Below are 25707 nucleotides of genomic sequence, written 5' to 3' on the forward strand. Positions count from 1 at the left end.
CACGTTACAGGATTCAATTGTGCTCAATACGACTTCAACCCCTGCCGGCGCAGACCTCGATCCCGGCGTGCGTGACTTTATCCGGATCACCGGCGAAGCCTATGTCACCCACGGCGGCGACCTGGAGAAAACCGCGGTGAATGCCCGGCAGATCGCCGAAAAGGTGCGCGCGCCCTGGGTGGCCGGCGGACCGGTCATGTTTTCCACGGTCGAGCAGAGCGTGCCGACCCCGCACGGCGCTGTCCGCATTCGGGTCTATAACCCGGACGGCGGCGCCAATAAGCCGGCCTTGATCTATATTCATGGCGGCGGCTGGGTGATGTTCAGCATTGATACCCACGACCGCATCATGCGCGAATATGCGGCGCGCGCAGGGGTTTGCGTGGTCGGTGTCGATTATTCGCTGTCCCCCGAAGCGCGCTTCCCGGTCGCGCTGGAACAAGTCATCACCGTTGTTCACCATGTGCGCGATCAGGCGGCCTTGCTCGGCATAGATCCGGATCGGCTGGCGATGGGTGGCGATTCCGCCGGCGCCAACCTGTCCCTGAGCACGGCGCTTCATTTACGTGATACGGGAAACGGCAAGGCCTTGCGCACGCTGGTGCTCAACTATGGCGCCTTCGCAATCGATCTGTCAGCGGACGATGTTCGTAAGTACGGCGGCCCGCAATATATGCTGACGGCTGAGGAAATGGCCTATTTCTGGTCGCAGTATCTGACCGGCAGTGACGACGTAAATCCGCTGGCCGTGCCCCTGCTGGCCGACCTGCATGATCTGCCACCTGTATTCCTATGCGTCCCCCAGTGTGACGTGTTGACGACGCAGAGCCTGATACTGGATGGCCGCTTACAGACCGCTGGCGTTGAGACCCGCACCATCGTTTACGAAGGCGCCACACATAGTTTCCTGGAAGCCGTATCCATCTCCGAAGTGGCCGAAAAAGCGTTCAGCGATGCGGCGGCCTGGTTGCGCGAACGGCTGTAAACCTGTCAGCCTGTCGTCAGCCGTGGCGGTGTAAACAACGGTTATGACCCATGCACACACCTCCAAAACGCTTCGTATCGCGGCGCTCATCGCAGCCGCCGGCGTGATGACAGCCACCGTCGCCATGTCCGACAGCCGTCATGACCAGCGCCCGCATTCCCGTGAAAACCACAAAAACACCGAACAGCAGGCCATCCGCGACGCGGTGGCGCGCGGCGAGGTCATGCCCCTGCCGAAAATTCTGGTCATCGCCCAGAAGGCGGTGCCGGGCGATATCATCGATGTCGAACTCGAACAAAAAGAGTGGGGCCTGAAATACGAGCTGAAAATATTGACAGCCGACGGCCGCGTCCGCAAGGTCGATATCAATGCCCGAACCGGCAAGGTGGTGAAGATTGGGGATGACTGATGCGCGCCCTGGTGGTTGAAGACGATCCGGAGGTCGGCGCCGATCTGCGCCACGCCTTGCAGATGGCCGGCTTTGTCGCTGATCTGGCCACGGACGGTGAAACCGCCTGGTATCAGGGCGATGTCGAGGATTACGACGTCGTGGTGCTTGATCTCGGCCTGCCGAAGCTGGACGGCCTATCCGTGCTGAAACGCTGGCGCGCCGCCGGACGCAATTTTCCCGTCATGATCCTGACGGCGCGCGGCGACTGGACGGAAAAGGTCGAAGGCATTGAGGCCGGCGCCGACGATTATCTCGCCAAGCCCTTCGCCATGGGCGAACTGATCGCGCGTCTGCGCGGCCTGATTCGGCGCGCGGCGGGACGCGCTTCGCCCATCCTGACCATCGGCGGACTGGCGCTCGACACCAGCCGCATGATCGCCACGGTCGATGGCGCGCCGGTACGCCTGTCGCCGCTGGAATTCCGTTTTCTCGATTATCTGACGCACCAATCCGGCCGGGTGATTTCGGCCGGTGAGATCGCCGAGCACCTCTATGGCGCGGGTGACACCACCGACGCCAACACCATAGAGGCCCTGGTGGCGCGATTGCGGCGCAAGATCGGCACCAGCGTCATCGAAACGCGGCGCGGCCTCGGCTATACCCTGGCGGAGACGACGCCTTGAAACCGGTTTCCTTACGCCTGCGTCTGCTGATCGCCGCCATGCTGGCCATCTTTTTCGCCCTGGCCCTGGCCTGGACGGGGTTGAACCTGATGTTCCAGCGCCATGTCGAACAACGCGAAGCCACGGTCCTGATCCGGCAGGCCGAGCGGATCGTGGCGGGCATTACCGTCACGCCGAACGGTACGCCAGTTCTGCAAAATCCGCCGCGCGATCCGCGTTTTGATGAAATGGCCGGCGGCCTGTACTGGCAGGTATCTTTTCCGTCTGGCGCCTTGCATTCGGCCTCGTTGTGGGACCAGAGCCTGCCCCTGCCCGCCCGTCCCGACGCCGCGCAGTGGCGCACCAGAACCCTCACAGGGCCGTTCAATGATCGTCTGCTGGTGGTTGAGCGCCGGGTGCGCTTTGACAGGACCAGCCCGGCGGTGCTCATACAGGTCGCCGAAAATGACGCCGATATGCGGCAGGCCTATGCCGAATTCGGCTGGGAACTGGCCGGCTCCCTCTTCTTGTTGTGGACTGTGCTGGCCATCGCCGCCTGGGTTCAGGTAACGCTCGGTCTGCGGCCGCTTGATCGCCTGCGGGTGGAAATGGAACGCCTGCGCCGCAGCCCCGCCGCGCGCCTGCCCGCCGGCTACCCCAGTGAAATCGCCCCTTTGATCACGGCTATCAACGCCCTGGCCGATGCGCGCGAAAGCGACCTGTCCCGCGCCCGCCGGCGCGCCGGCGACCTGGCGCACAGCCTGAAAACGCCACTGTCCGTTCTCTCCGCCCAGAGCCGCAGGGCGCGCGCCGCCGGCGCGGAAGAAGCCGCCGATGGCCTTGATCGCGCCATCGCGGCCGTGGGGGCCACCCTGGAGGCCGAATTGACGCGCGCCCGCTCCGCCGCCGCGCGCGCCGCCGCGGAATCAGCGATCGACGCCGAGGTTTTGAAAGTCGTTGAAGGCCTGATCGGCGTTATCGAGCGCACTGAGCGTGGCGAAACGCTCGTCTTTCATATCGATATCACCGAAGACCTGCGCGCGCCGGTGGCCCCGGAGGACCTGGCCGAAATGCTCGGTGCGCTGATCGAAAACGCTGCGCGCCATGCCAGGAGGCTGGTCCACATCGAGGGGCAGATAAATGAAGCCCGTCTATGCCTGACCGTGGAGGATGACGGCCCCGGCATCGATTTGCCGCACATCGAAGCCGCCCTCAAACGCGGCCTGCGGCTGGATGAGGCCGGCACCGGTCATGGCCTTGGCCTCGCCATCGTGCGTGATCTCGCGGAAGCGACCGAGGGCGATGTCACCCTCGGTCGCTCAACGCTTGGCGGACTAGCCGTTTCCTTGGGGTGGAAAACGCCGGTTTAGCTCTTGCCGACCACCACCACGCTGAAGTTCTTGTCGGCGCGGAGGTATTCGCCCTTGTCGTCACGCTCGACCGTCGCTGCCGGCAGATAGACCTGCCCGCTGACCGGATCGAAAGCGGCGGTGCGGGCGCCATCGGACGTCTTGACCGTTTGCAGAACCGTCACCTGGCCCTGTTCATCCAGCTTATAGATGGTCAGGGTGCCGTCGATGCAGGAGACATAGCCGGTCCGGGTCTTGGGATCGAACAACGAACCATCCGCCCCCGCGCCAATCGCAAACGTGCCCTTGTCGACGCCGGTAGCCGCATCGATCAGCTTGGCCGTATTGTTGTGACAGACCGGGATCAGTAGGCCGGTGGCGGCATCGTAGGTGATGCCCGTCGGTTCATGGCAGCCCGCCAGCGGATAGCGCGCCACTTCCTTGCGGCCAGCCACATCGATGACGAGGATCTCATTGGTGTCTTCTATATTGACGTAGACACGCCCCTTGCCGTCGCTCGCCGCCGCTTCCGGCACGCCGCCGGCCTTGATCGTCGCCACGACCTTCGCCGCCTTGATGTCGATCAGGGAAATGTCCTCGGAATCGCCGTTCATCACGAAGGCCAGGCCGCTGCCGGCATCGTAAAGCGCGCCGTCCGGCCCCTTGCCGGTCTTGATATCGGCCAGGGCCGCACCGGTCTTGCGATTGAGCAGGGTCGCGGTATCGGCGCCGTTATTGGTGGTCAGCATCAGGTCGGTGCCGGGGATAAGCAGCACCGCCGCCACATCGTCACGCGTGATCAGGGTGCTGACGGCCTTTGTGGTCAGATCGACCGCCATGACGCCGTATTCGCGGCCGATGAATAGCTGGCGGGCACCGGCATCAATCGAGGCGTAATCATAGCCACCTTCGGGCGCTTTCAAAGTTTCGACAACCTTCCAGAGGGGTGCGGCGCTTTCGCTGCCGGCGGGCGTGGCCGGTTTGGGCGAACAGGCAGCCAGACCAGCGGCCAGCAACAGCGCAGTCATTGATAAAGACGTATTCAGTTTCATGAGAGTTTCCTTCTGTGAATCATGATTATCCGCCAAAGCTGCGTTGCAACCTGATGCCGACATAGGGGCCGCTTTTCAACACGCGCCGCTCAAGGTACGTGATGTCGCCCGTCCCACGCAAACCGGTGTAGAAGGTGCGAGTGCGCAGTGCGGCGCTGTTGGTCAGGTTCTTTCCGTACACCCTGACGGTCCACAGCGCGGATGGCTTGTATTCGATAAAGGCGTCGATCCGGTCGCCCAGGGAATCGGCTTCGATCTCATCGATGGCGAAATTCGCCTCAGCCTCGGCCAGCACATAATTGACGCCCCAGCGCAGATGCCGGTCCGGCAGGTCGTGGGTCAGGCCGATATCGCCTTCGCGCGGCGCATCGCCGGAGATATGGCGACTCAGGCCTGTCGCCGGATCGGTCACCCGGCTGCGGCGCAGGGTGAGATTGGCCTGAACGGTAAAGCCCTTCGCGCCCCAGGCATCGAGCGGCAGGTTGAGATTGGCTTCCAGTTCGTCGCGTTCCCCGTCACCGATATTGCCAACCGCGTCATACACCTGACCGCCGGCGAAAACCGGAACGTGATCGACGACATCGCTGACGGCTTCATGGCGCACCGCCACGACCAGCGAACCGCCGGCGAAGCGGTGTTCCCACGCGACCTCGCTGCGCCACAGGCTGTCCGGCTCCAGATCCTTGTTGCCGGCGGTGATGTTACCGCCGGTCACCGAAGCCGAACTGACGAAATCGGAAAAATCAAGCTGTCCGACCTCGCGTTCATACAGGAAGCGCCATTCGTCGCCCGCTTTCGGTCTCCAGTTCAGCAACAACCGGGGTTTGAAGAAAGACAAGGATTTCGACAGGGTGCTGTCACCGGCCTGGGTCAATTCCGAACCTTCCATGCGGCCGCCGGCTTCCAGGGTCAGCGACGGCCGCATCCGCCAGGTGGCGGTGACGAAGGCCTCGGCGCGCTGTTCCTCGACCCGGACATTGGCGGCAGGCAGCGCCACCGGCGCGCCGTCTTCCTCAAGCGCCGCATGGCTGTCGAGCACATTGATCGCGCCTTCGATCCCCGTTTCCAGCGTCCAGGCGTCGCCCTGCCGGCGCAGAACGCCGCGCGCCAGGGTTTCGCTGGCCTGCGAGTCTTCGCGGGTCAGATCGCCGCCGCCGTCACTGTCATATGACGCTTCCATGGCGTCGATGCGGGTATCGCGCCGGATGGCCAGAACGTCGAACGCATAGCGCTGGCCGAGCGAGCGTTCATACTGGAGGCCGTATTCGCTGGCCCGCGTATGCCGCCGTTCCTTGCCGATGCTTACCTCGGCTTCCGGAAAGACAATGACATTGCCGATATCGGCGAACATCCGCGTGTCCTTGATCAGGCCATTGAGACGCATCTTGCCGCCCCACGCCGGCTGGCGATAGACGGCCGACATCTCACCGGTCGTTTCGCCTTCCGGCTGGGCGTATTCGGTCAGACGCAGCGGCGTGCCGTCGGCGAGGTAGCGATTACGCGAGCCGAAACCATGCTCATCGTCGATCGTGCGATAGAGGGCGGCGGCGAGATCAAGCACCCGGTCGCCCTTCGCATAGGTCAGTTCGCCAGCCACGCGCGGCGCGCTGTAATCGTGCTGAAACGCAGCGTCTTCCAGTTCAAGCCGGCCCTGCATTCGGGCGCCCTTGCGCCTGATCACATTAGCCAGCAGGGGATAGCCCTGCATATCGTATCCGCCCGCGCCGCTGCGGACCAATTCGATCCGTTCCACCGTTTCCGCCGGAATGCGCTTCAGGACATCTTCAAGCGTTTCCTGCTTGCTGGCGGGGCGCTGGCCATCCACCAGCACATTGCCGGCCGCGCCGGAATAGCCGCGCAGTTCGGCATCGCCTTCCTGAAGACGAAAACCCGGCAGGAGCCGCACCATGTCAAACGCCGTCGCCGGTTGCGAACGAGCGAAATAATCCGCCGGATAGGGCGTGACCGCGGCTTCCCCCGCCGCCTGCGCGGTCAAGGGCGCAGAGGCAAGAGCCGCGATGAAAAGCGCACAGGCCTGAGCACGCATCAGAATTTTTGCGCCAGCTTGAGGACCAGATGCGGCTTGTTCTTTTCGCCATATTCGTGCCTGTCGGTGTCGTAATAGCGCAGGTCAAGGCTGGTGGCCGGCAACAGAGCATAGGTGACGCCCAGATTGACGCCGTTATAGTCCTTGGCCGGGGTCAGGCGGCGCGCGCCGATCCCACCCGAAACGCTCCATTTGGCGTTCAGCTTTTGCGACAGCGAGGCGTCAACCCAGATGGCCTCTTCCGTGTTGCCTGAAGAATCGGCCGAATACTCGATTTCGACCTTGGCGGTGGTGTTGCCGAAGGCGCGGCTGACATTGCCCTTCCACTCGACATATTCATTCTGCGAATGCTTGGCGCCGACCTTGATCTTGTAGGCGGCCTGCAAACCAAGCTGGAAGCCGGCCTTCTTGCCCTTCACGCCGAGCACGTATTCCTGCTGGGAATCGGCGCCATCCGAATTCGTGATGTTCTTGACCTTGATGCCGGCGAAAAACGGACCGTGCGCCGCCTGGATATAGGCGGTGCCCTGCGGATCATTGCCGGTTTCGGACGTATCCTTGCTCATGCCGTCGGTGGCGACGGTGATCTCGCCGGAGATATCGAAAAACGGCTTGTCTTCAGCGTGCGCCGATACAGCGAACAGGGCGCTAGCGCCGACAACGAGAAATGGCAGGGATTTACGCATGATCTTTCCTTCGGTTGAACTGGAATTGCATCAGCCGATAGGCGAGGTTTGCTGACATCCGGCTGACAGGCAACCGGCGCTTAGGGTCGCAAAGCAAGCGATCACGACAGCGAAATTACATCAAGAATACGCCACATCTAATTGATATAAATATATATTTTTTATATTTCCTCACCTTAAGCTTCGATATCCGGTGCCCCCCGCGCAACGCAAACTGGCCCATTGGCACCTTACTTTGGCCCATCAGCACACCCAATCTGCCAGCGAATTTCAGGGGAGCCACATCATGACGCCATTCGATCCGGCGAAAACCATCCGTCTTGCCAAAACAGCGGCTTACGGCGTGTGGCTGCTGTTCGCGCCATTGCTCATCATCGCCGGGCTGACCGGCGCCATCCAGGCCTTCTATTACGAGATCGACGAGGCCCTGAACCCCGGCTTCTACAATGTCCCCGTCACCACGCCCGCCCTGCCCGCGCCCGAACTGATCGCGCGGTTGGAGGCGGTCCACCCCGAACTGAAGGTGTGGTACATACAGTCGCCGTCACACCCTGGCCGCACCGCCATGATGACAACGGAGCCGCGCGGCGACAACACACTGACCAATGACACCTTCTACGTCGATCCGGCCACCGGCCGGGAAGTCGGCGCGCGGCTGTGGGGCGAATGCTGCCTGGAGCGCCAGAATTTCACCAACTGGACTTACGAGGTGCATCACAGCCTGACCAGCGGCGAGATCGGCCGCTGGCTGATGGGGCTTGCGGCACTGGTCGGCGGCGCGGCCTGTCTGGTCTATATCGTAAGAGGGGCGCGCCGCCGCGACCGCCGCAGCCTGACAGGCGCCGCCATCGCCCTGCCCCTGTTCGTCATCGCCGTCACCAGCATCGACATGAACCTGGCCGACGAAGTTTTCAAACCGGTCGTGTCGGTGGTCTCGAAGGTCTCTCCGGACGTCTACACCGTGCGCGGCCGGATGACCGGCGGATTTGGCGAGCGCAGGCTGAGTTACGCCGACGCCCTGCGTATCGGCACAGCCGAGGGGCAGCGGCGCGGTTACGGCGATACGGTCGGCGAACTCTATTACAGCTACGGCTATAATTTCTACGGCATGGCCTACGGCTACCGTGACCCGGCGGGCCTGGGCAACCACTGGCTCTATTTCGACGGCGCCACCGGCCAGGTGATCGGCGGACGTTTCCCCGGCGAAGGCACGGCCGGCGATCGCTTCATGCAGTTCCAGTTGCCGATCCATAGCGGACGATTGGGCGGTATGTGGACCAAGACGTTGATATGCTTATTGAGTCTTCTGATCGCCGGTATTGCCGCCGCCAGCCTGGTTCAGGCGGGCTGGCGGCTGAGAAAGCGGCTCTCCTAAGGTTCCTTGTGCCCAGGGCCGTAAAGCGTGATCTGGAAGATGGTGCAATATTCACCGATCATTTGGGTGTCGTCAGCCTTGAGAATCACTGGGCGGCCATTTTCAAAGGCGGCCAATGCCATGGTCATGAGGGCCGTCTCATCATCCTTCATCAGCAGGCCCGGCATCTTGGCGCACTTTTCAGGCAACCAGGACCGGTCCTCGAAACCGACATAGAGGCTGTCCTTGTATTGCGGGTATTTGAGGTCGTTACCCACCGCGCCGACGCCGGTGATCGGCGCAATGGTCCAGTATTGTTCGGCGGCGGCCGGCGTGGCTATGGCGGCCAGAAGCGCCCCAGCAAGCATCAGTTTACGCATCACTTGTCTCCTTCTGTATCGAGGCCAATCGGCCGGTTGAGATCAGGATCGCGCACGCCTGACAGCGGCGAACCGGCTTTCGGCCGGTAGGCGACGTCAATCAGGGGATCGGCCAGGATCAACCCCTCGCCTTTGGTCACCTTGTCGCTGAAATCGGTCGCATTGCCATGAAGCGCACTGCGGGCGACGACGATATGCGCCTCACCCTCGATATTAACGCCGAACGGTTTGTTGTTCAAAATCAGTGAATTGGTGACAACTATTGATGCGTGATCCTTGGCGTAGACGCCATCATCGGTATTGCCGTCGATCACCGAATTGGACAAGGTGGCCGATGAGGTCATATAGGCGCCGATGGCCGCGGAATCGCCACCCCTGATCACCATATTGCGCAGGCGCGCATGGGCGGATTCTTCCAGCCAGACCCCCAGATGCCCGTCGAGCAGCCTGACATTGGTGGCGTCGATCAGGCTGTCGCCCCGGCCGGTAATTCCCATCTTGATGATGCGCTCCATCATGACATCATCGATGCGGACCCGGCTGTTGATGGCGAAAATGCCGTGGCCGTCGTAGATCTTGTCCTCTTCCTCGGCGTAGCGAAAATCACGGATGCTCAGGTTCTTGAATGCGACATCGGCGTCCTGCACCACGAAGGCAATACTGGGATTTCCTGTTTTGCCATCAATGATTGATCCGGCTTCACCGCTGATCGTCAGGCGCTTGTGGTCAATCACGACATAGCCACGCAAGGCCAGGTCCTGAAACGGCACGTCACGGTAAGCTGTCGGGTGATACACGCCGGCCTTGATCAGGACGGTATCGCCGTCCTTCGCCGCATCGACCGCTGCCTGAATACCGCTGTCGCCGGTGAAACGGCAGGTTTTATCCGTGGCGCAGACCGTCAGGGTTTCGGCGGAGGCTGAGCCGGCAGTGGCCAGCAATAGAGCAATAATGGCTGTTTTCATGGAAACTATCCTTATGAAATATGTCATCTCTTCTCCTCCCCATTTCTTAAATGGGGAGGTGGCGGGCTTGTCCCGCCGGAGGGGCGCCCCTCCGTCAGCGACACCAGCCCTGCGGGCTTCGCGCTGACACCTCCCCACGCAAGCGTAGGGAGGAGAAGTAAGCGCTTTTTCCATCAATAAAACGCCTGCAAGCTCGTCTGCGCCCGACCGAGGATCAGGGCGTGGACATCGTGCGTGCCTTCGTAGGTATTGACCGACTCCAGGTTCTGCGCGTGGCGCATGACATGGAACTCCTCGTGGATGCCATTGCCGCCGTGCATGTCACGCGCCTGACGGGCGATATCCAGCGCCTTGCCGCAATTGTTGCGCTTGATCAGCGAGATCATTTCCGGCTGCATTTTCCCGGCGTCAAACAACTGCCCGACACGAAGCGCGGCTTGCAGGCCCAGGGTAATTTCGGTCTGCATATCGGCCAGCTTCTTCTGGAAGAGCTGCATCTGGGCCAGCGGCTTGCCGAACTGCTTGCGATCGAGGCCATACTGGCGCGCGCGGTGCCAGCAGTCCTCAGCGGCGCCCATCGCGCCCCAGGCGATGCCATAGCGGGCGCGGTTGAGACAGCCGAACGGTCCCTTGAGGCCTGAAACATTCGGCAGGATCGCGTCTTCACCGACCTCGACACCATCCATGACAATTTCACCGGTGATCGAAGCGCGAAGCGACAGCTTGCCGTGGATCTTCGGGGCGGAGAGACCTTTCAGCCCCTTTTCCAGCACGAAGCCGCGAATGATGCCATCGAGCTTGGCCCAGACGACGAACACATCGGCGATCGGTGAATTGGAAATCCACATCTTGGTGCCGGTCAGGCGATAACCGCCGTCAATTGTCTCGGCACGGGTGGTCATGGAGCCGGGATCGGAACCAGAGTCTGGTTCCGTCAGGCCGAAGCAACCGACCCATTCGCCGGAAGCCAGCTTCGGCAGGTACTTCAGGCGTTGTTCTTCGCTGCCGTAGGCATGGATCGGATACATGACCAGCGACGACTGGACGCTCATCATCGAGCGATAACCGCTATCGACGCGCTCGACCTCGCGCGCCACCAGGCCATAGGCGACGTAAGAGGCGCCGGCGCCGCCGTATTGCTCCGGAAGCGTCGCGCCAAGGAGGCCCAGTTCGCCCATTTCATTGAAGATGGCGCGATCGGTATATTCTTCGCTATAGGCTTTCAGCACACGCGGCATCAGGGACCCTTGCGCATAATCATGCGCCGCCTCCATGATCATCTGCTCATCGTCCGTCAATTGCTCGCTGAGCAAAAACGGGTCATCCCATTGAAACATAACTATTCCTTGCATTCCTTATTGGCGCCGCCGAGGGCATCCAGCCCCATTTTCGACACCGCTTCATTGTGACAAAACAGCGAACCGCTAACGGACAGGATGGCGCGGTCATTGAGATTGAAGACCAACGGTTTGTTGTCGCGGAAGGTCGAGCGCGTCACCCGCACCTGCGCCTGTCCGTCGATAAAGATTGCGTCGTCCGTATGGTTGTTGAAAGCGACCTCGCTGAGTTCGGTGCGGGTTTCGGCATAGACCGCCAGACCGGAATAGGTGTTGCCATCAACCGTTGATTTCCGCAAACGGAGCCGCGCCCGTTCGTCCGTCCAGATGCCGACGCCGTTATGCGCGATGGTCAGCCCTGTTGCATCGGCCATGCCGTCTTCGCGCACCACCAGGGCCATCTTGGTCACGCCTTCGATGGTCAGATTACGCAGGCGCGTCCGGCCGCCGATCTGGAAGATACCGTGGCCGTCATAGATGTCGTCCTTGGTATCGACCGCATGGAAATTGCGGATGGTAAGCCCTGAAAGCGTCACCTGCCCGCCTCGGATCACCAAGGCGCTCGTTGCCACGCCATCGGCGTCATCGAGCACGGCCCCCTCACCTGTGATCGTCAGACGGCGGTTATCGAGCACGACAAAGCCGCGGATCGTCAGCTTGCCATAGGGGATGTCGCGGTAAGCCGCCGGTTTATAAACGCCAGCTCCCAGGCGAATCGTATCCCCATCCGTCGCGGCATCGACCGCCGTCTGGATATCGCTGTAGGCGCAGGTCTGCGGACAGACCTCAAGGGTGCGCGCCTCCGCCCCGGCGGTGAGACACCATCCCGCCGCCGTCATCAGGATCATCTTCAGGCGCATGATCAGGCCGCCACATCAAGACGCATGGCCCGCGCCAAAGGTTTGCGGAAGACCATCAGGATCACCGCCCCCGCCGCCACGATGGCGCCGTGCATCAACCAAAAATTTCCCGGTGTCATGTGCTCGTAGAACCGTCCCAGCCAGCCGCTGGCGACACCGCCGATGAAGATCGACAAATAATATGACCCCAACATCATGGCGTTGACCGGTGCCGGCGCCGAGCGCGAAATCGCCGCCAGGGTCACTGGCCCGGCATAGAGATAGCCCCAGGCGCAGATGAAGTGAAAGACCACCGGCCAGATCAGCCACACCTTGCCGGCGCCGGCGATCAGTTCGCCAATCGTCAGCAACCCGCAAGCCAGCGCAAACACGCCACAGCCCATCGCCACCTTGACCAGTTCGACCGGCTCCGTGCGCTTTTTCGCCTGCCATTTCCAGTAGGCGATCGCCACCGGCGTCAGCACCAGCACGGCCAATCCGTCGAGCGACTGGAACCAGGTCACCGGAATCTCGAAGCCCAGGAAACTGCGGTCAAGCCGGTCGCGCACCCAGATGGCGTAGGTGTTCCAGACCTGCGATTGCGCCACCCAGTAAAGCGATGTGATCAGCAGCATCAGCAAAGTGGCCGAGATAGCCAACCCGTCGCCCTTTTGCAGTTTAACGGCGGGTTCACCCTTGATGCGTTTGGCGTCGTCAGGCAGGTATTTCGCGCCGCGCAGGTAGACCAGCGTGCCGATCACCATGCCGATGCCCGCCGCGCCGAAGCCGTAGTGCCAGCCGTAAAGCTCGCCCAAAGTGCCGCAGACCAGTGGTGAGACGAAGACGCCGATATTGATGGCCATGCAGTAGAGCGAATAGCCCTGATCGCGGCGGCTGTCGGTCTTGGCGTAGAGGCTGCCGACCTGCGCCGCCAGATTGCCCTTGAGCAGGCCGCAGCCGAGAATGATCAGCAGCAGCGCGAACAGGAAGGCCGCCTCGAAGGCCATCATGAAGTGGCCGATGGCCATCAGGATCGCACCCGCCGCCACCGCCGCCTTGCGGCCAGTCAGTCGGTCACCGACCAGCCCGCCCAGCACCGGCATCAGGTAGATCATGCCGACATAGAGGCCGAACACCTGCGAAGCCAGGGCCTGAACGGACAGTGGCCCGAAGACGCCCTCGACCGCCGAACGGAAGGCGCCGAAGCCCAGCACCTTTGCGGCGAATTCCGGCTTGAACAGGTGCCCGGCCATATAGAGGACCAGAAGCGCCTGCATCCCGTAGAAGGAAAACCGCTCCCACGCCTCGGTGAAGACGATGTAGCCCAGCCCCTTCGGGTGGCCCCAGAAGCTTTTATCCTGGGGCAGGTCAGTGGTGATATCAGTCATGCGCCCAGGCCTTTTTCCATTCGATGCCGTGGAAATCGCGGCCGACTTCCCAGTAGAATTTGCTGCGTGGCCTATCGACATTGCCGATCTCGTTCATGGTGTTCGAGTCGTACAGATGGCCGTTGACCAGGGTGTAACGCACGGTATTGGAGTTGCGGATATCGTCCAGCGGATTGGCGTCAAGTACGATGAAATCGGCCAGCTTGCCAGGTTCGATGGAGCCGATTTCCTTATCCATGCCGAGCGATTTCGCACCATTCAGCGTGGCGGCGCGCAGGACATGCTGATTGCTCATGCCACCTTGCGAGAGCAGCCACATTTCCCAGTGCATGGCGAGGCCCGGTATCTGACCATGCGACCCGACATTGATGGTGACGCCGGCGTCATCAAGCTCTTTCATCGAACGGGCCACCGAACGGAAGCCGATGTTCCACAGTTCATCCGCCACCTGCACCGTCGTCATGTTGCGGACGTAGGGCGGCGCGCCATAGGGCGCGGCCAGCGGACCGTAACCGCTGGTCGTGACCTGCACGAAGGTCTGCGCCTTGGGGTCTTTCCACGCCTCGGTCGTTTCGTACATGTAGTTCTCGCCCATCATTTCGCCGAACAGGACGATCAGGGTGGGCGTATGCGAGACCTGTGAGCGCGACCATAGCTGCACGATATCGTCATAATAGGTAGCGATCGGCATGTTGTGCTGAACGTTGAAATGGCCGTCCTGCAACATGGTCATGTTGTTGAACAGGTGGCTTTCGCCCTCGACATCCATCATCACCCCGGCCTCACGGCCGGCCTTGATCAGCATCTGGCGCTGCTGACGCATCGGCTGGCGATAGCTTTTGACGGTCAGGCCGCCCAGGGCGTTCTTGCGGCGCATCAGCGTCTGCGCGTCCTTGAAGTCGTTGACCGGCAAATAGACCGCATCCGACTTGCCGGTGCGGCCATAGGCGACCATGCCGGCATCAATGGCGCGCGGCCCGACCATAAGCCCGGCCTTGGTCATCTCCTCCATCTCGTAGACCGGCAGTTCGGAACTGTATGGATCGTAATTGGTGGTGACGCCATAGGCCAGTTCGGCATAGCGCGATGGCTGCTTCTGCGCCGAAAGCCCGGCCGAGGAATAGTAGCAGACATCGATATGGCCGTGCATATCGACCATGCCCGGCATGATGGTCTTGCCGGACGCGTCGATCTGTTTCGCGCCCGCCGGGATGGTGATGGCGGCGGCCGGCCCGACGGCGGCGATCCGGTTGCCCTCGACCACGACCGTGCCGTGCTCGATGACCTCATCGCCCTTCATGGTGATAATGCGCGCATCGGTGAAAGCCAGCGAACCGGCGGGCACATCACCCGGCACTTCGAGGTCGATATCTTGCGGCGCCAGCGCCTGACCGCCGGTCGTGGCGCTCTGGATTTCGGCGCCGAGCGCCCAGCGGATCGTTCGGGAATCCGCTGACCAGACGACACTATAGCCGCCGTCCGTACTCAGCTTCCTGACCGGCGCCCGTGTATCCGCCGCCGAAATGATGACCGGCGAACCGATGGGCGAAAAGGCCGTCAGGTAATATTGCTGATGATCCTTGAAGGCGATCCACTTCAGGTCCGGGCTGATGCGCAGTTCGGAGGTATCGGCATCAAGCGTCTTCGCGTGGTCGCGCGGCGTGCCACCGTTGAGATCAACGCTCGACAGAGTGGCGATGCGATCATCACCGACGAAATCGTCCTTGACGAAATAGAGGCGCTGGCCATCCGGCGAGAAGATCGGATGATCACCCGCCGTGGTGACGTAGCGCGGCTCGCCGCCGGCGGCGGGGATGAGATAGAGGCCCTGATTGGTCGAATGACCGCCGAGGCAATGGTCACCGTTGTCAATCTTGTACACCAGCGTCTTGCCGTCCGGCGAGAAGGCCGGCTGGCGGATCACGCCGGTGGTCGCCAGGATTGTGCGCACTGTCGTACCGGTTACGATCTTCAGCGCCGAACCCTTTTCATCGTCCCATTCGACAAAGGCGACCGATTTGCCATCGGGCGAAAAAGCCGGCTCAAACTGCGGGAAGGCACTGGCGGCCAGCTTGACCGGCTTGCCGTCCGTCTGTTTCCACAAGGCGCCCAGAGCCTGGAACAGGGTGGTGCGGCCATCGGGCGAAACGGCCAGTTGGCGGATGATCTTCGCCTTGACCGTGGCGGGTGCGATCTCGTGCTGGAAACGGACCGGCGTGGTCAGTTGCTGGCGGACGTGCACGCTGAAGGGAATCTCTTCCGACCGCCCGGTCTGCGTATCGATCTTGCGCAGCTTGCCATCGGCCCAGATGACGATATGGCGGTTATCCGGCAGCCAGTCATATTGCGGATAGTACAGCCCCTGCCCGATGAAATCGGCCTGATCGTCACGCGAAAGCGCATCATAAACAGGGCGTTGCTCGCCGCTTTTGATATCATAGGTAAACAGGACCGTCTTGGCCTGCACACGCCGGACAAAGGCGATCTGTTTGCCGTCACGCGACACGACCGGCGTGGTGGCGCCACCGAAGCCCTTGATCAGTTCATCGGTCTGGCCGGTGCGCAGGTCACGCTGCATAATGGCGTAGTTCATGTGGTTGCCGTCGATATAGACGTGCGACGCGCTGGGGCCGGTGACTTTTTCAGTGTAGTAGGCATAGCGGCCATCGGGCGAGAAGGCCGCCTCGTGAACGTTTTCGCCGCTCATTGGTTTGGCGAGCAGGCGCCCTGCCCCGCCGGCTGGATCGTATAGCCGGATTTCAGACGCGTGCAGATGCGGCACGGTGGCGTCCATGCGGGCGGCGGCGATCGTGCCTTGCGGCCCCCAGGCCGGACCGGTCATCTGGCTCGTCGCCTCGTGGGTGATCTGACGGGCATTGCGGCCATCCGGATCGGACACCCACACATTGTCGCTGCCGGAGGCGTCGCTGATATAGAGCAGATGCAGGCCGTCGGCGCTGAAACGCGGGCTGCGCTGCATGGCCATGCCATCGAGGATCGGCGTCGCCGCTCCGCCGGTGATCGGCATTTTGTAGATGTCGCCCAGCATGTCGAACACCAGGCTTCTACCGTCCGGCGACACGGCAACCGTCATCCAGGTGCCTTCAGTGACGGTGAAATCGGCCTCGGTGGTCGGTTGACCAGTATTGTTGATATCCCACGTCTGAGCGAGGGCGGGCTGGGCGACCAGAAGGGCGATCAGGCTGAAACAGGCTAATTTTTTCATGGTTATTGCCCTGTCCAGCTTTCGTTCCAGTCGATGCCGTGGCGATCCTGGAGTTCCCAATAGAACCTGGTGCGCGGTTTGTTGTAATTGCCGATCTCGTCCATCGACAGCGAGTCATACAGCCGGCCATTCAGCATGGTGTATTTCACGCTGTTGGTATTGGCGATATCCTCCAGCGGGTTCCGGTCTAGCACGATCAGGTCGGCCAGCTTGCCCGGCTCCAGCGATCCCAACTGGAAGTCGAAGCCGAGCTTTTCGGCCCCGCCCATAGTGGCGGCGCGCAGCACACGGGCATTGCTCATGCCGCCATCGGCCAGCATCTGCATTTCCCAATGGATGCCGAGGCCAGGGAAATCGCCGTGCGATCCGACAGCGAGACGGGCGCCGGCGTCATCGAGCTTCTTGGTGGCGCGCGAAACGGCCAGCACGCCGATATTGTACAGCTCATCCGCCACATGGATCGTGGTCATGCCGCGCACATAGGGGGCGCCGCCGCCCGGCGTCATCAGCGGACTGTAGCTTGAAATCGTTTCCTGAACATAGGTCTTGACCTTCGGATCGTCCCAGCTTCGCGTCCGCTGGTACATGTAGTTCTCGCCAAACAGTTCGCCGAAGACGACATTCAGCACGGTCGTGTTGTTGACGCCCGATTGCGCAAACAACTGCACCACATCGTCATAATAGTTGTTGAGCGGCAGGTTGTGTTCCAAAGCCGTGTGGCCGTCGAGCAACATGCTGATATTGTTGTAATAGTGGCTTTCGCCCTCGACCGCGACCATGATGCCCTGCTCGCGCGCCGCCTTGATCAGCATCTGGCGCTGATAACGGAAAGGCTGCTTGTAGCTCTTGATGACGATGCCGCCCATCGCCTTCTTGCGCGCCAAAGCGGCCTGCGCATCGGCATAGGTATTGATCGGCACGAAGGTGTAATCGGCCTTGCGTGACCGGCCATACATGACCAGGCCCGACCCGATCCAGCGCGGACTGACGATGACGCCGGCCTCCTGCGCCTCGGTGCTTTCGTAGGTCGATTGTTCGTTGGAATAGGGATCGAAGGTGGTGGTGACGCCGAAGGCCAGTTCGGCATAGCGCGTCGGTTGCTTTTGCGGCACCGAACCCATGCCGTAGCAACAATCGACATGGCCATGCATCTCGACCAGGCCCGGCATGATGGTCTTGCCGGTGGAGTCGATGATCTTTGCGCCGGCCGGGATGGCGGTATCGGCGCCGCCGATGGCCGCAATCTTGTTGCGCTCGACCACGACCGTGCCGTCATTGATGACCTCATCGCCCTTCATGGTGATCAGGCGGGCATGGGTGAAGGCGATGCTGCCTTCAGGCACGTCGCCCGGTACAGTCAGGCCGAGCTTGCTGTAAGCCTGCGGCAGCGGCGCATCCGGCGTGCGGTAACGCGTTGGATCGGCGCTGAAAATCTCCTCGCCGAGCGTCCAGTAGAGTTTCGAGGAATTGCCCGCCCACACCAGAGAATAGCCGCCGCGGTCGGTCAGTTTCGCCGCTGGCACCTCGTCATTGAGCGCGCTGACCGAGAGGGTTTCCCCCGTCTCGACATAGGGCATGACGTAATATTGCTGGCGGTCGCGGAAGGCCAGCCACTTGAGATCGGGGCTGATGCGCATGTCGGTCGTATCGGCGTCGGGCGTCTTGGCGTGGATGCGCTTATCGAGACCATCGAGCGTGACGCTTTCCAGCCGCTGCGAATTGCTGTTGTCGATGCCATCATAATCACTGAGCACGTAATAGACGCGCTTGCCGTCCGGCGAGATGAGGGGTGTTTCGCCGTTAGCGGCCAGGAATTTGCTTTCCCCGCCGGCAGCCGGCACGACATAGACGCCGGCCTTGTCACGATAGCCGCCCATCGATTTGTCACCGACCTGGACACGGTAAGCGATGGTCTTGCCATCCGGCGAGAAATACGGATCACGGATCACGCCGGTCGAGGTGGCGATGACCTTGCCGCCCTTGCCGCTCGCCGGGCCAACCTTCAGCGAGGAACCTTTTTCGTCGTCCCACTCGATATAGGCCAGTTGCTTGCCGTCGCGCGAAAAGGCCGGGTCTTGTTCGTTGGCCACAGCGTTCGTCAGGCGCACCGGCGCGGCCTCACCGGTCTTGCGCCACAGGTGATCGAGCGCGGTGACGATGATCGACTTGCCATCGGGCGCCGGGGCGATCTGCGGCATGGTGCGCACGACAACCTCGGAAGGCGCCAGGTCGGTCTTGACCCTGATCGGCGTGGTGATGCGGTGTTTGGCGTTGACGGTGAAGGGGATTTCCGTCCGCTCGCCGGTATCCATATCGACCTTGAAGATCTTGCCCTGCGCCCAGATCGCCACATGGCGGTTATCGGGGAACCAGTCGAAATGCGGGTAATACTGGCCCTGCGGCACGAAATCGGCCATGTCGTCGCGGTCGAGGCCGTCGAACACCGGACGCTGCTCGCCGGTCTTGATATCGTAGACGAACAGGATGGTTTTCGCGCCGACACGGCGCACAAAGGCCAGCCGCTTGCCATCGTTTGACACCGCGGGATCGACTGCGCCGCCAAAGCCATCAATGAGTTGCGTCACCTCACCGGTTTGCAGATCGCGGCGTTTGATGGCGAAATTCATATGGTTGGCATCGACATAGATATGCGGCGCGGTGATGCGTTCGGAATAATAGACATAGCGCCCATCGGGCGATGGCCGCACCTCCTCGACATCGCGGCCATTGGCCGGCGCATCGACCACCACGCGGCCATCACCGCCGGCCAGATCGTAAAGCCGCAGTTCCGAACCATACATCTGCTGGAAGGTCGTTTTCGTGCGCGCCGCGATAACGCCATCGCCCTTGGCCGTCCAGGTCGGGCTGGCGAGGATGGCGCCGTCCTCGTGGGTAATCTGGCGGGCGTCAGAGCCATCAGGGCGCGACGACCAGGCGTTATCGACACCATCGGCATCGCTGAGATAGAGCAGCCGAGACCCATCCGGGCTGAAGCTGGGAATACGCTGCGTGGCCGGGCCACCGTGCACCAGGGTGGCCGTACCGCCGGTTACCGGAATCGTATAGATGTCGTTGAGCAGGTCGAAGGCGATGGTCTGGTCATCCGGGCTGACATCGAGGCTCATCCAGGTGCCTTCGGTCAGCTTTAGCTCGATATCCTTATAGGGCTGGCCGGTATTGGTAATATCCCAGTTGGCGACGGCTCCAGCCGGTCCCGCCAAGGGCAAAACAAGGGCGATGGCCCCAAAAGATACACTTGAAAGCCAGCCCTTGCACGTCATTGTTCAGTCCCCTTTACGCCACTGCGCGCATCGTGATTGTCCGTGGCCGGATCGTCAAGGGCGCGCATTTTATGACAGGAGTGTTGCAGACCTTCCGGGGTTCGCCAGACGCCTTTGATGCGCCGGGCGGTGCGATGAAGTCACCACTCTTTCGTCAGGCCTGCAACGCCTGCGCCAGCAGGTCCATGCCTTCATCGAACACAGAATCGGAAATGGTTAGAGGCATCAGGAAGCGCAGGGTTTCGCCATAGACCCCGCAGGAAAGCTGGATCAGCCCCAGTTCGAGCGCGCGGCCGGTGATGCGTTTCGCCATCTCGCCATCCGCGACATCAAAGGCCATCATGGCGCCAAGGCCCCGGATATTCCGTGCCTCAGGCCAGCCGGCAAAACGTGCCCGCATCTTCTCACCAAGCTGCGTAGCCCGCATCAGAAGCTGTTCGTTTTCAATCACATCCAGTACCGCCAAAGCCGCCGCGCAGGATAGCGGCGAACCGCCGAAAGTCGATCCCAATCCACCGGGATCGACTGCATCCATGATATCGGCGCGACCGATCAGGCCCGACAATGGAAAACCACCGGAAAGCGATTTGGCCACAGTCACCAGGTCGGGTTCGACACCCGAATGTTCGATGGCGAACATTTTGCCGGTGCGGGCAAAACCGGTCTGGACCTCATCGGCGATCAGCTTGATGCCATGCGCATCACACAGCTTCCGCAGGGCGACCAACAATTCAGGGGGCGCGACGTGGAAACCGCCCTCCCCTTGCACCGGTTCGATGATAATGGCGGCGATGCGCGAGGGATCGATATCGACACGGAACAGGGTATCCAGCGCTTTCAGACTGTCCGTGACCGTGACACCATAATGTTCGACCGGGAACGGCACATGCCAGATTTCGCCCGGCATCAGGCCGAATTGCTTCTTGTAGGGCATCACCTTGCCGGTCAGGGCCGAGGTCATGATCGTGCGGCCGTGGAAAGCACCGGAAAAAGCGATCACGCCGCTGCGGCCGGTGGCGGCACGAGCGACTTTCACCGCGTTTTCAACCGCTTCAGCACCGGTGTTGAAGAAGATCGTCTTGGCCGCCCCTTTGAAAGGCGCAATGGCGTTCAGGCGCTCGGCTAGGGCGACGTAAGGCTCATAAGGCAGGACCTGGAAACAAGTGTGATGAAAGGCATGGAGCTGTTTTTCAACCGCCGCCAGTATATGAGGATGGCAATGGCCGGTATTGAGCACGGCGATGCCGCCGGCGAAATCGATATAACGCCGCCCCTCGATATCCCACACCTCGGCATTGAGCGCGCGTGCCGAAAAGACGGACGTGCCATTGGCAACGCCACGCGGGATCGCCGCCAGACGGCGGGTCATCAAATCGGAATTGAGGGACATCGGTTTATCTTTCTTAGGCAGCGGCTATTGCTTCGATTTCGATCTTCCAGCGCGGGTCAAACAGACCAGCGATGACAGTCGTAACCGCCGGCTGGATATTCGGGCCGAAATGCTGGTTGCGCACGGCGGCCATCGCCTTGCCATAGCCCTGATCGGTCAAGAAGATGGTCAGCTTGACGACATTTTCCAGCGTCATATCGGCGGCGGCCAGTTGCGCCTTGAGATTGGCCCACACCAGATGCGACTGCTCGGTAATATCCTCCGGCACAACGCCATCGGCGCCCACCGGCACTTGGCCGCTGATGAAAAGGAATTGCGTGGCGCCAGCCACCTTATTGGCCTGCGCCCAACCGCCGGGGGTGACGCTGTAAGTTGTTTTTTGCATGGTTTATCCTTAGTTCAGGCCGCCGATGGCCAGATATTTGATCTCGACAAAATCATCGAGGCCGTAGCGCGAGCCTTCGCGGCCCTGGCCGGACTCCTTGACACCGCCGAAGGGGGTGCCGGGATGGCCGGAGAGGATTTCATTGACCCCGACCATGCCGTATTCCAGCGCTTCGCCGACACGGAAGATGCGGCCGATATCACGCGCCCAGAAATAGGACGCCAGGCCATAAGGCGTGTCATTGGCCAGTTGGATGACCTCCGCCTCCGTCTCGAACGGATAGAGCGCCACCACCGGACCGAAGATTTCTGCAGCCGCGATTTCCATATCCGGCGTCAGGCCGGTCAGAACGGTGGGGGCGTAGAAATTGCCGCCGAGGACATGGCGATCACCGCCGAGCGTGGCTTGCGCGCCCTTGGCCAGCGCGTCAGACACAAGACCGGATACCTTGTCGATGGCGGCTTTATTGATCAGCGGCCCGACACGGGTCTGCGCATGGAAGCCGGACCCGACCGGCAGTTCCGAGATCGCTTTGGTCAGGCGCGCGACGAAATCTGCCATCACCGACGCCTGAACGTAGAAGCGGTTGGCCGACACACAGGTTTGGCCGGCGTTGCGGAACTTGGTGGCCAGGGCGCCCTGCACGGCGGCGTCGAGATCGGCGTCATCGAAAACGATAAAGGGGGCATTGCCGCCCAGTTCCAGCGATAGCTTTTTTACGGTCGAGGCGCACTGCGCCATCAGGATCTTGCCGACGCGGGTCGAGCCGGTAAAGGATATCTTGCGCACATCGGGGTGCGAGGTCAACACACCGGCCACTTCCGGCGCGGAGGCCGCCGTGACGATATTGATCACGCCTGCGGGAAAACCAGCCTGTTCGGCCAGCATGGCCAAAGCCAATGCTGACAGGGGCGTATCCTCGGCGGGCTTGAGCACGATGGTGCAGCCGGCGGCCAGGGCTGGCGCCACCTTGCGGGTGATCATGGCGCTGGGGAAGTTCCACGGCGTAATGGCCCCCACGACGCCGATCGGCTGTTTCAGCACCAGGCAGCGGCGGTCGGGCATATGAGGCGGCACGATATCGCCATAGAGGCGCTTGCCCTCCTCGGCGAACCATTCGACAAAGCCCGCCCCGAACGCGACTTCGCCGATCCCCTCGACCAGCGGCTTGCCCTGCTCCAGAGTCAGCAGATGGCCGAGCGCATCCTTATGCTCGATGATCAGCCCATGCCATTTGCGCATGATGGCCGCACGCTCATTGGCGGTTTTCACCGCCCACAGCGGAAAAGCGGCCTTCGCGGCAGCGATGGCGGCATGGGTTTCCTCAGCGCCCATATCGGGCACATCGGCAATATGTACCCCATCGGCCGGGTTATAAACGGCGAAGGTCTTGCCCGTCTTGAAGCGCGCCGCGAAGGCCAGAACCTGCGCCAGCATCACAGCTTCCCCAGCTTGCGCGCGGCCTCATCCAGCGCCCGCGTCAGGATGTTGATCAGCTCATCGACCTCATCGCGGGTGATGACCAGCGGCGGACTGAGCACGATGGACTGCATCACGGCGCGGACGATCAGGCCGTTCGCGTAGCAGAACTCGCGCACCTGGATGGCGGCATTGTCCTCCATCGTACACAGTTCGCGCGTCGTCTTGTCACGCACCAGTTGCAGCGAGGCCATCAGGCCGACGCCGCGCCGTTCGCCGACCAGCGGATGCTCCGCCACCAGCTTGTCGAATTTGGCAGTAAAGTATGGCCCGATATCGTCACGGACGCGTTCGACCAGCCCTTCGGCCTTGATGATCTCGATATTGGCCAGCGCCACCGCGCAGGCGACCGGATGGCCGGAATAGGTGTAACCGTGCGCGATCAGGCCACCCTGCCCCAGGGTTTCCGAAACGCGCCGGCTCAGGCCGATGGCGGCGATCGGCACGTAGCCGGAGGACAGCCCCTTGGCCATCGGCATGAAATCGGGCGCGATGTCGTAGGTCTGCGAGCCGAACCATTGGCCGGTGCGCCCGAAACCGCAGATGACCTCATCGGCGATCAGCAGGACGTCATATTGCTGACAGATGCGCTGGATTTCCGGCCAGTAGGTGGCGGGCGGATCGATGACCCCGCCGGCGCCCTGCACCGGCTCAGCGATAAAGGCGGCGACATTTTCAGCGCCCAGTTCGAGGATGCGCGCCTCAAGCGCCCGCGCCGCCTTAAGGCCGAAATCCTCACGCGACAGTTCGCCGCCGTAAACATACCAGTGCGGATGCTCGATATGGGTAATATCCGGCAAAACGCCGCCGTCCATGGCGTGCATGTGCGACAGGCCGCCGAGGCTGGAACCGGCCAGGGTCGAGCCGTGATAGGCCATGGTACGGCTGATAATCGTGCGCTTGGCCGGCTGGCCCTTGATCTGCCAATAGCGCCGCGCCAGGCGGACGACCGTATCATTGGCTTCCGAACCGGAATTGGCGAAGGCGAACTGCTCGATACCGTCGGGCGTCAGGCCGGCCAGCACGTCCGCCAGTTCGATCATCTGCGGCGTCGCGCTCTGAAAGTGATTGTTATAATAGGATAAGTTCGTCATCTGCGCGTGGGCGGCGTCGGCCAGTTCGCGGCGGCCATAGCCGATATTGACGCACCATAGCCCCGCCATGCCATCGAGGATCTTGCGGCCGTCACTGTCCCAGACATGCGAGCCTTCACCCCTGACGATGATCCGCGAGCCTTGCGTTTCGATCACCTTCGGATCGGTAAAAGAATGCAGGTGGCGGCGGGCGTCGATGGCCTGCCAGGTGGCGGTGCCGGTATTAGAGCGGGGCATGGCATGTCTTTCTGTATAGGGAGACTACTTCAGGTGTAGGACCGCCCTGCCCGTTTCAGAAGATGACAAAGGCGGAACGGGTGGTGCGCCAAACTCACCAGGTTTTTTACGGGCGCCCTTGACGATGCCGGGCGATCCACATGGTGACGCCCAAAATGCCCATGCCGAGCAGCCACAGGCCGATCACAAAAGCCAGCCCGCGTCCCAATGGACCAAAAGCTTCGCCGGTATGGGCCGGATAGAGAAATTTGGTGAACTGCCGCGCCGCCGGGGCTTTCAGCGGATCGTGCGTTTTCAGCACATGCCCGTCCGTACCGACCCAGACCTTGGTGCGGCCATAGGCCTTGACCGGTTCGGCCGGCTGGCGGAGCGTGATGGTGTACCAGGGCGCGTCGGTTGACGGAAAACCGATGCCGGAAATAGCCGCCGCCGGATAGAGCGGCAGGGCGGCTTTAACAGCCGTGTTCAACCCGATCGCCGGTGTGGCAGCGACGACCTGCGCCGCCTCCGGACCGTCGGCTTTAACGCCCAGCCAGCCGCCAATCTCGTCCTCCAAAGCTTCACCGACGCCAAACAGCACCATGATCATGGCCGGAAAAGCCAGCCACAGCCCAATGGCGCGGTGCCAGGAAAACAGCTTCGCCCGCAGATTACCGCGATTGCTCGGTTTCAGGGCATTAAGCGCCTGCCCCTTGCGCGGCCAGGCCATTTTCAGGGCGATGATGATATTGCTGATCAGCAAAATGCCGCTGGCAGCGATGATCCACCGCCCGATATCGCCAAGGAACAGGGTGTAGTGCAGGCGTGTCAGGGTATTGAAGAAATGACTGCCGCCGCTGTCTTCGCTGACCGGACCAGCTTGTAAAATCTGCCCAGCGCCATCGACACGCCAGTAGCTATTGCGCGCGCCGTCTGGCGTATCGAGCACGATATCGAAGCGATGCGCACCGCTGCCTGAGGCCCAGATCGAATTGCGCGTCCAGCCGGGATTATCATGCTCCAGCCGGATCAGGGCCTGCTCAACGGCGGCCATGTCGATCGGCTGTTGCGCGCCGGGAATGAGCGCGTCATAGATCTCCAGCCGATAGACCAGCAGAACGCCGGTCAGGGCCTGCACCAGCCAGAAGGCCACGCAGATAAGGCTCAGATAACGGTGCAGCCTGACCAGTAAAGCGCGCAT

20 protein-coding genes are annotated in these 25707 nt (G+C 61.7%); 5 read left to right on the forward strand and 15 right to left on the reverse strand.

The window, feature by feature from the left end; all coding sequences use genetic code 11:
• Positions 1–19 precede the first annotated feature (19 nt).
• The 4 genes from VL130_RS09745 to VL130_RS09760 are packed head-to-tail and all read left to right on the forward strand — an operon-like array spanning position 20 to position 3408.
• On the forward strand, positions 20–985 hold the full coding sequence (locus VL130_RS09745; RefSeq protein ID WP_325362678.1) for an alpha/beta hydrolase fold domain-containing protein: 966 nt from the start codon (positions 20–22) through the stop codon (positions 983–985).
• Positions 986–1028: 43 nt separating this feature from the next.
• Positions 1029–1394, forward strand: coding sequence for a PepSY domain-containing protein (locus VL130_RS09750; RefSeq protein ID WP_325362679.1), 366 nt, complete (start codon positions 1029–1031; stop codon positions 1392–1394).
• Positions 1394–2059: a response regulator transcription factor gene (locus VL130_RS09755; RefSeq protein ID WP_325362680.1), complete on the forward strand. Its 666-nt coding sequence runs from the start codon at positions 1394–1396 to the stop codon at positions 2057–2059. Before VL130_RS09750 ends, VL130_RS09755 begins: the two co-directional genes overlap by 1 nt.
• Positions 2056–3408 carry a sensor histidine kinase gene (locus VL130_RS09760; RefSeq protein WP_325362681.1) on the forward strand — a complete coding sequence of 451 codons (1353 nt, stop codon included), beginning with the start codon at positions 2056–2058 and terminating at the stop codon, positions 3406–3408. The genes VL130_RS09755 and VL130_RS09760 overlap by 4 nt, the downstream gene beginning before the upstream one ends.
• Here the strand turns inward: VL130_RS09760 and VL130_RS09765 are convergent.
• The 3 genes from VL130_RS09765 to VL130_RS09775 are packed head-to-tail and all read right to left on the reverse strand — an operon-like array spanning position 3405 to position 7172.
• On the reverse strand, positions 3405–4439 hold the full coding sequence (locus tag VL130_RS09765; RefSeq protein WP_325362682.1) for a hypothetical protein: 1035 nt from the start codon (positions 4437–4439) through the stop codon (positions 3405–3407). The two genes, VL130_RS09760 and VL130_RS09765, sit on opposite strands and share 4 nt — an antisense overlap.
• 25 nt (positions 4440–4464) lie before the next feature.
• The gene (locus VL130_RS09770; RefSeq protein WP_325362683.1) at positions 4465–6486 is read right to left on the reverse strand and encodes a TonB-dependent receptor plug domain-containing protein; all 2022 of its coding nucleotides are present in this window, start codon (positions 6484–6486) and stop codon (positions 4465–4467) included.
• Positions 6486–7172, reverse strand: coding sequence for a TorF family putative porin (locus VL130_RS09775; protein ID WP_325362685.1), 687 nt, complete (start codon positions 7170–7172; stop codon positions 6486–6488). Before VL130_RS09775 ends, VL130_RS09770 begins: the two co-directional genes overlap by 1 nt.
• Before the next feature lie 286 nt (positions 7173–7458).
• Between VL130_RS09775 and VL130_RS09780 the strand changes: the two genes are divergently transcribed.
• Complete coding sequence (locus VL130_RS09780) at positions 7459–8547, forward strand: PepSY-associated TM helix domain-containing protein (RefSeq protein ID WP_325362686.1); 1089 nt, start codon at positions 7459–7461, stop codon at positions 8545–8547.
• Here VL130_RS09780 and VL130_RS09785 read toward each other — a convergent pair.
• The 12 genes from VL130_RS09785 to VL130_RS09840 form a co-directional block, all read right to left on the reverse strand.
• Complete coding sequence (locus VL130_RS09785) at positions 8544–8906, reverse strand: hypothetical protein (protein WP_325362687.1); 363 nt, start codon at positions 8904–8906, stop codon at positions 8544–8546. The genes VL130_RS09780 and VL130_RS09785 overlap by 4 nt on opposite strands.
• Complete coding sequence (locus VL130_RS09790; protein WP_325362688.1) at positions 8906–9871, reverse strand: right-handed parallel beta-helix repeat-containing protein; 966 nt, start codon at positions 9869–9871, stop codon at positions 8906–8908. The genes VL130_RS09785 and VL130_RS09790 overlap by 1 nt, the downstream gene beginning before the upstream one ends.
• A 173-nt stretch (positions 9872–10044) precedes the next feature.
• Entirely contained in the window at positions 10045–11223 is a 1179-nt protein-coding gene (locus VL130_RS09795) for an acyl-CoA dehydrogenase (protein ID WP_349255485.1), read from the reverse strand.
• Positions 11211–12068, reverse strand: coding sequence for a right-handed parallel beta-helix repeat-containing protein (locus VL130_RS09800; protein WP_325362691.1), 858 nt, complete (start codon positions 12066–12068; stop codon positions 11211–11213). The genes VL130_RS09795 and VL130_RS09800 overlap by 13 nt, the downstream gene beginning before the upstream one ends.
• 2 nt (positions 12069–12070) lie before the next feature.
• Positions 12071–13435: a peptide MFS transporter gene (locus tag VL130_RS09805; RefSeq protein ID WP_325362692.1), complete on the reverse strand. Its 1365-nt coding sequence runs from the start codon at positions 13433–13435 to the stop codon at positions 12071–12073.
• Positions 13428–16661: an amidohydrolase family protein gene (locus VL130_RS09810; protein ID WP_325362693.1), complete on the reverse strand. Its 3234-nt coding sequence runs from the start codon at positions 16659–16661 to the stop codon at positions 13428–13430. The genes VL130_RS09805 and VL130_RS09810 overlap by 8 nt, the downstream gene beginning before the upstream one ends.
• Before the next feature lie 2 nt (positions 16662–16663).
• Positions 16664–19942, reverse strand: a complete 3279-nt coding sequence (locus tag VL130_RS09815; RefSeq protein WP_325362694.1) for an amidohydrolase family protein — start codon at positions 19940–19942, stop codon at positions 16664–16666.
• Positions 19943–20096: 154 nt separating this feature from the next.
• Complete coding sequence (gene gabT / locus VL130_RS09820) at positions 20097–21332, reverse strand: 4-aminobutyrate--2-oxoglutarate transaminase (protein ID WP_325362695.1); 1236 nt, start codon at positions 21330–21332, stop codon at positions 20097–20099.
• Between the two features lie 13 nt (positions 21333–21345).
• The gene (locus VL130_RS09825; protein ID WP_325362696.1) at positions 21346–21717 is read right to left on the reverse strand and encodes a RidA family protein; all 372 of its coding nucleotides are present in this window, start codon (positions 21715–21717) and stop codon (positions 21346–21348) included.
• A gap of 9 nt (positions 21718–21726) precedes the next feature.
• On the reverse strand, positions 21727–23154 hold the full coding sequence (locus tag VL130_RS09830) for an NAD-dependent succinate-semialdehyde dehydrogenase (RefSeq protein ID WP_325362697.1): 1428 nt from the start codon (positions 23152–23154) through the stop codon (positions 21727–21729).
• Positions 23154–24527 carry an aspartate aminotransferase family protein gene (locus VL130_RS09835; RefSeq protein WP_325362699.1) on the reverse strand — a complete coding sequence of 458 codons (1374 nt, stop codon included), beginning with the start codon at positions 24525–24527 and terminating at the stop codon, positions 23154–23156. Before VL130_RS09835 ends, VL130_RS09830 begins: the two co-directional genes overlap by 1 nt.
• A 106-nt stretch (positions 24528–24633) precedes the next feature.
• On the reverse strand, positions 24634–25707 hold the full coding sequence (locus tag VL130_RS09840) for a PepSY-associated TM helix domain-containing protein (RefSeq protein WP_325362700.1): 1074 nt from the start codon (positions 25705–25707) through the stop codon (positions 24634–24636).

The organism is Asticcacaulis sp. (genome assembly GCF_035497195.1).
GTDB lineage: Bacteria > Pseudomonadota > Alphaproteobacteria > Caulobacterales > Caulobacteraceae > Asticcacaulis.

Coding starts and splice junctions, on each gene's coding strand:
- VL130_RS09840 (WP_325362700.1), bottom strand. CDS start 25,707: ATGCGCGCTTTACTGGTCAGGCTGCACCGTTATCTGAGCCTTATCTGC.
- VL130_RS09770 (WP_325362683.1), bottom strand. CDS start 6,486: ATGCGTGCTCAGGCCTGTGCGCTTTTCATCGCGGCTCTTGCCTCTGCG.
- VL130_RS09810 (WP_325362693.1), bottom strand. CDS start 16,661: ATGAAAAAATTAGCCTGTTTCAGCCTGATCGCCCTTCTGGTCGCCCAG.
- VL130_RS09815 (WP_325362694.1), bottom strand. CDS start 19,942: ATGACGTGCAAGGGCTGGCTTTCAAGTGTATCTTTTGGGGCCATCGCC.
- VL130_RS09795 (WP_349255485.1), bottom strand. CDS start 11,223: ATGCAAGGAATAGTTATGTTTCAATGGGATGACCCGTTTTTGCTCAGC.
- VL130_RS09750 (WP_325362679.1), top strand. CDS start 1,029: ATGACCCATGCACACACCTCCAAAACGCTTCGTATCGCGGCGCTCATC.
- VL130_RS09805 (WP_325362692.1), bottom strand. CDS start 13,435: ATGACTGATATCACCACTGACCTGCCCCAGGATAAAAGCTTCTGGGGC.
- VL130_RS09835 (WP_325362699.1), bottom strand. CDS start 24,527: ATGCCCCGCTCTAATACCGGCACCGCCACCTGGCAGGCCATCGACGCC.
- VL130_RS09790 (WP_325362688.1), bottom strand. CDS start 9,871: ATGAAAACAGCCATTATTGCTCTATTGCTGGCCACTGCCGGCTCAGCC.
- VL130_RS09765 (WP_325362682.1), bottom strand. CDS start 4,439: ATGAAACTGAATACGTCTTTATCAATGACTGCGCTGTTGCTGGCCGCT.
- VL130_RS09775 (WP_325362685.1), bottom strand. CDS start 7,172: ATGCGTAAATCCCTGCCATTTCTCGTTGTCGGCGCTAGCGCCCTGTTC.
- gabT (WP_325362695.1), bottom strand. CDS start 21,332: ATGTCCCTCAATTCCGATTTGATGACCCGCCGTCTGGCGGCGATCCCG.
- VL130_RS09800 (WP_325362691.1), bottom strand. CDS start 12,068: ATGCGCCTGAAGATGATCCTGATGACGGCGGCGGGATGGTGTCTCACC.
- VL130_RS09755 (WP_325362680.1), top strand. CDS start 1,394: ATGCGCGCCCTGGTGGTTGAAGACGATCCGGAGGTCGGCGCCGATCTG.
- VL130_RS09785 (WP_325362687.1), bottom strand. CDS start 8,906: ATGCGTAAACTGATGCTTGCTGGGGCGCTTCTGGCCGCCATAGCCACG.
- VL130_RS09780 (WP_325362686.1), top strand. CDS start 7,459: ATGACGCCATTCGATCCGGCGAAAACCATCCGTCTTGCCAAAACAGCG.
- VL130_RS09830 (WP_325362697.1), bottom strand. CDS start 23,154: ATGCTGGCGCAGGTTCTGGCCTTCGCGGCGCGCTTCAAGACGGGCAAG.
- VL130_RS09825 (WP_325362696.1), bottom strand. CDS start 21,717: ATGCAAAAAACAACTTACAGCGTCACCCCCGGCGGTTGGGCGCAGGCC.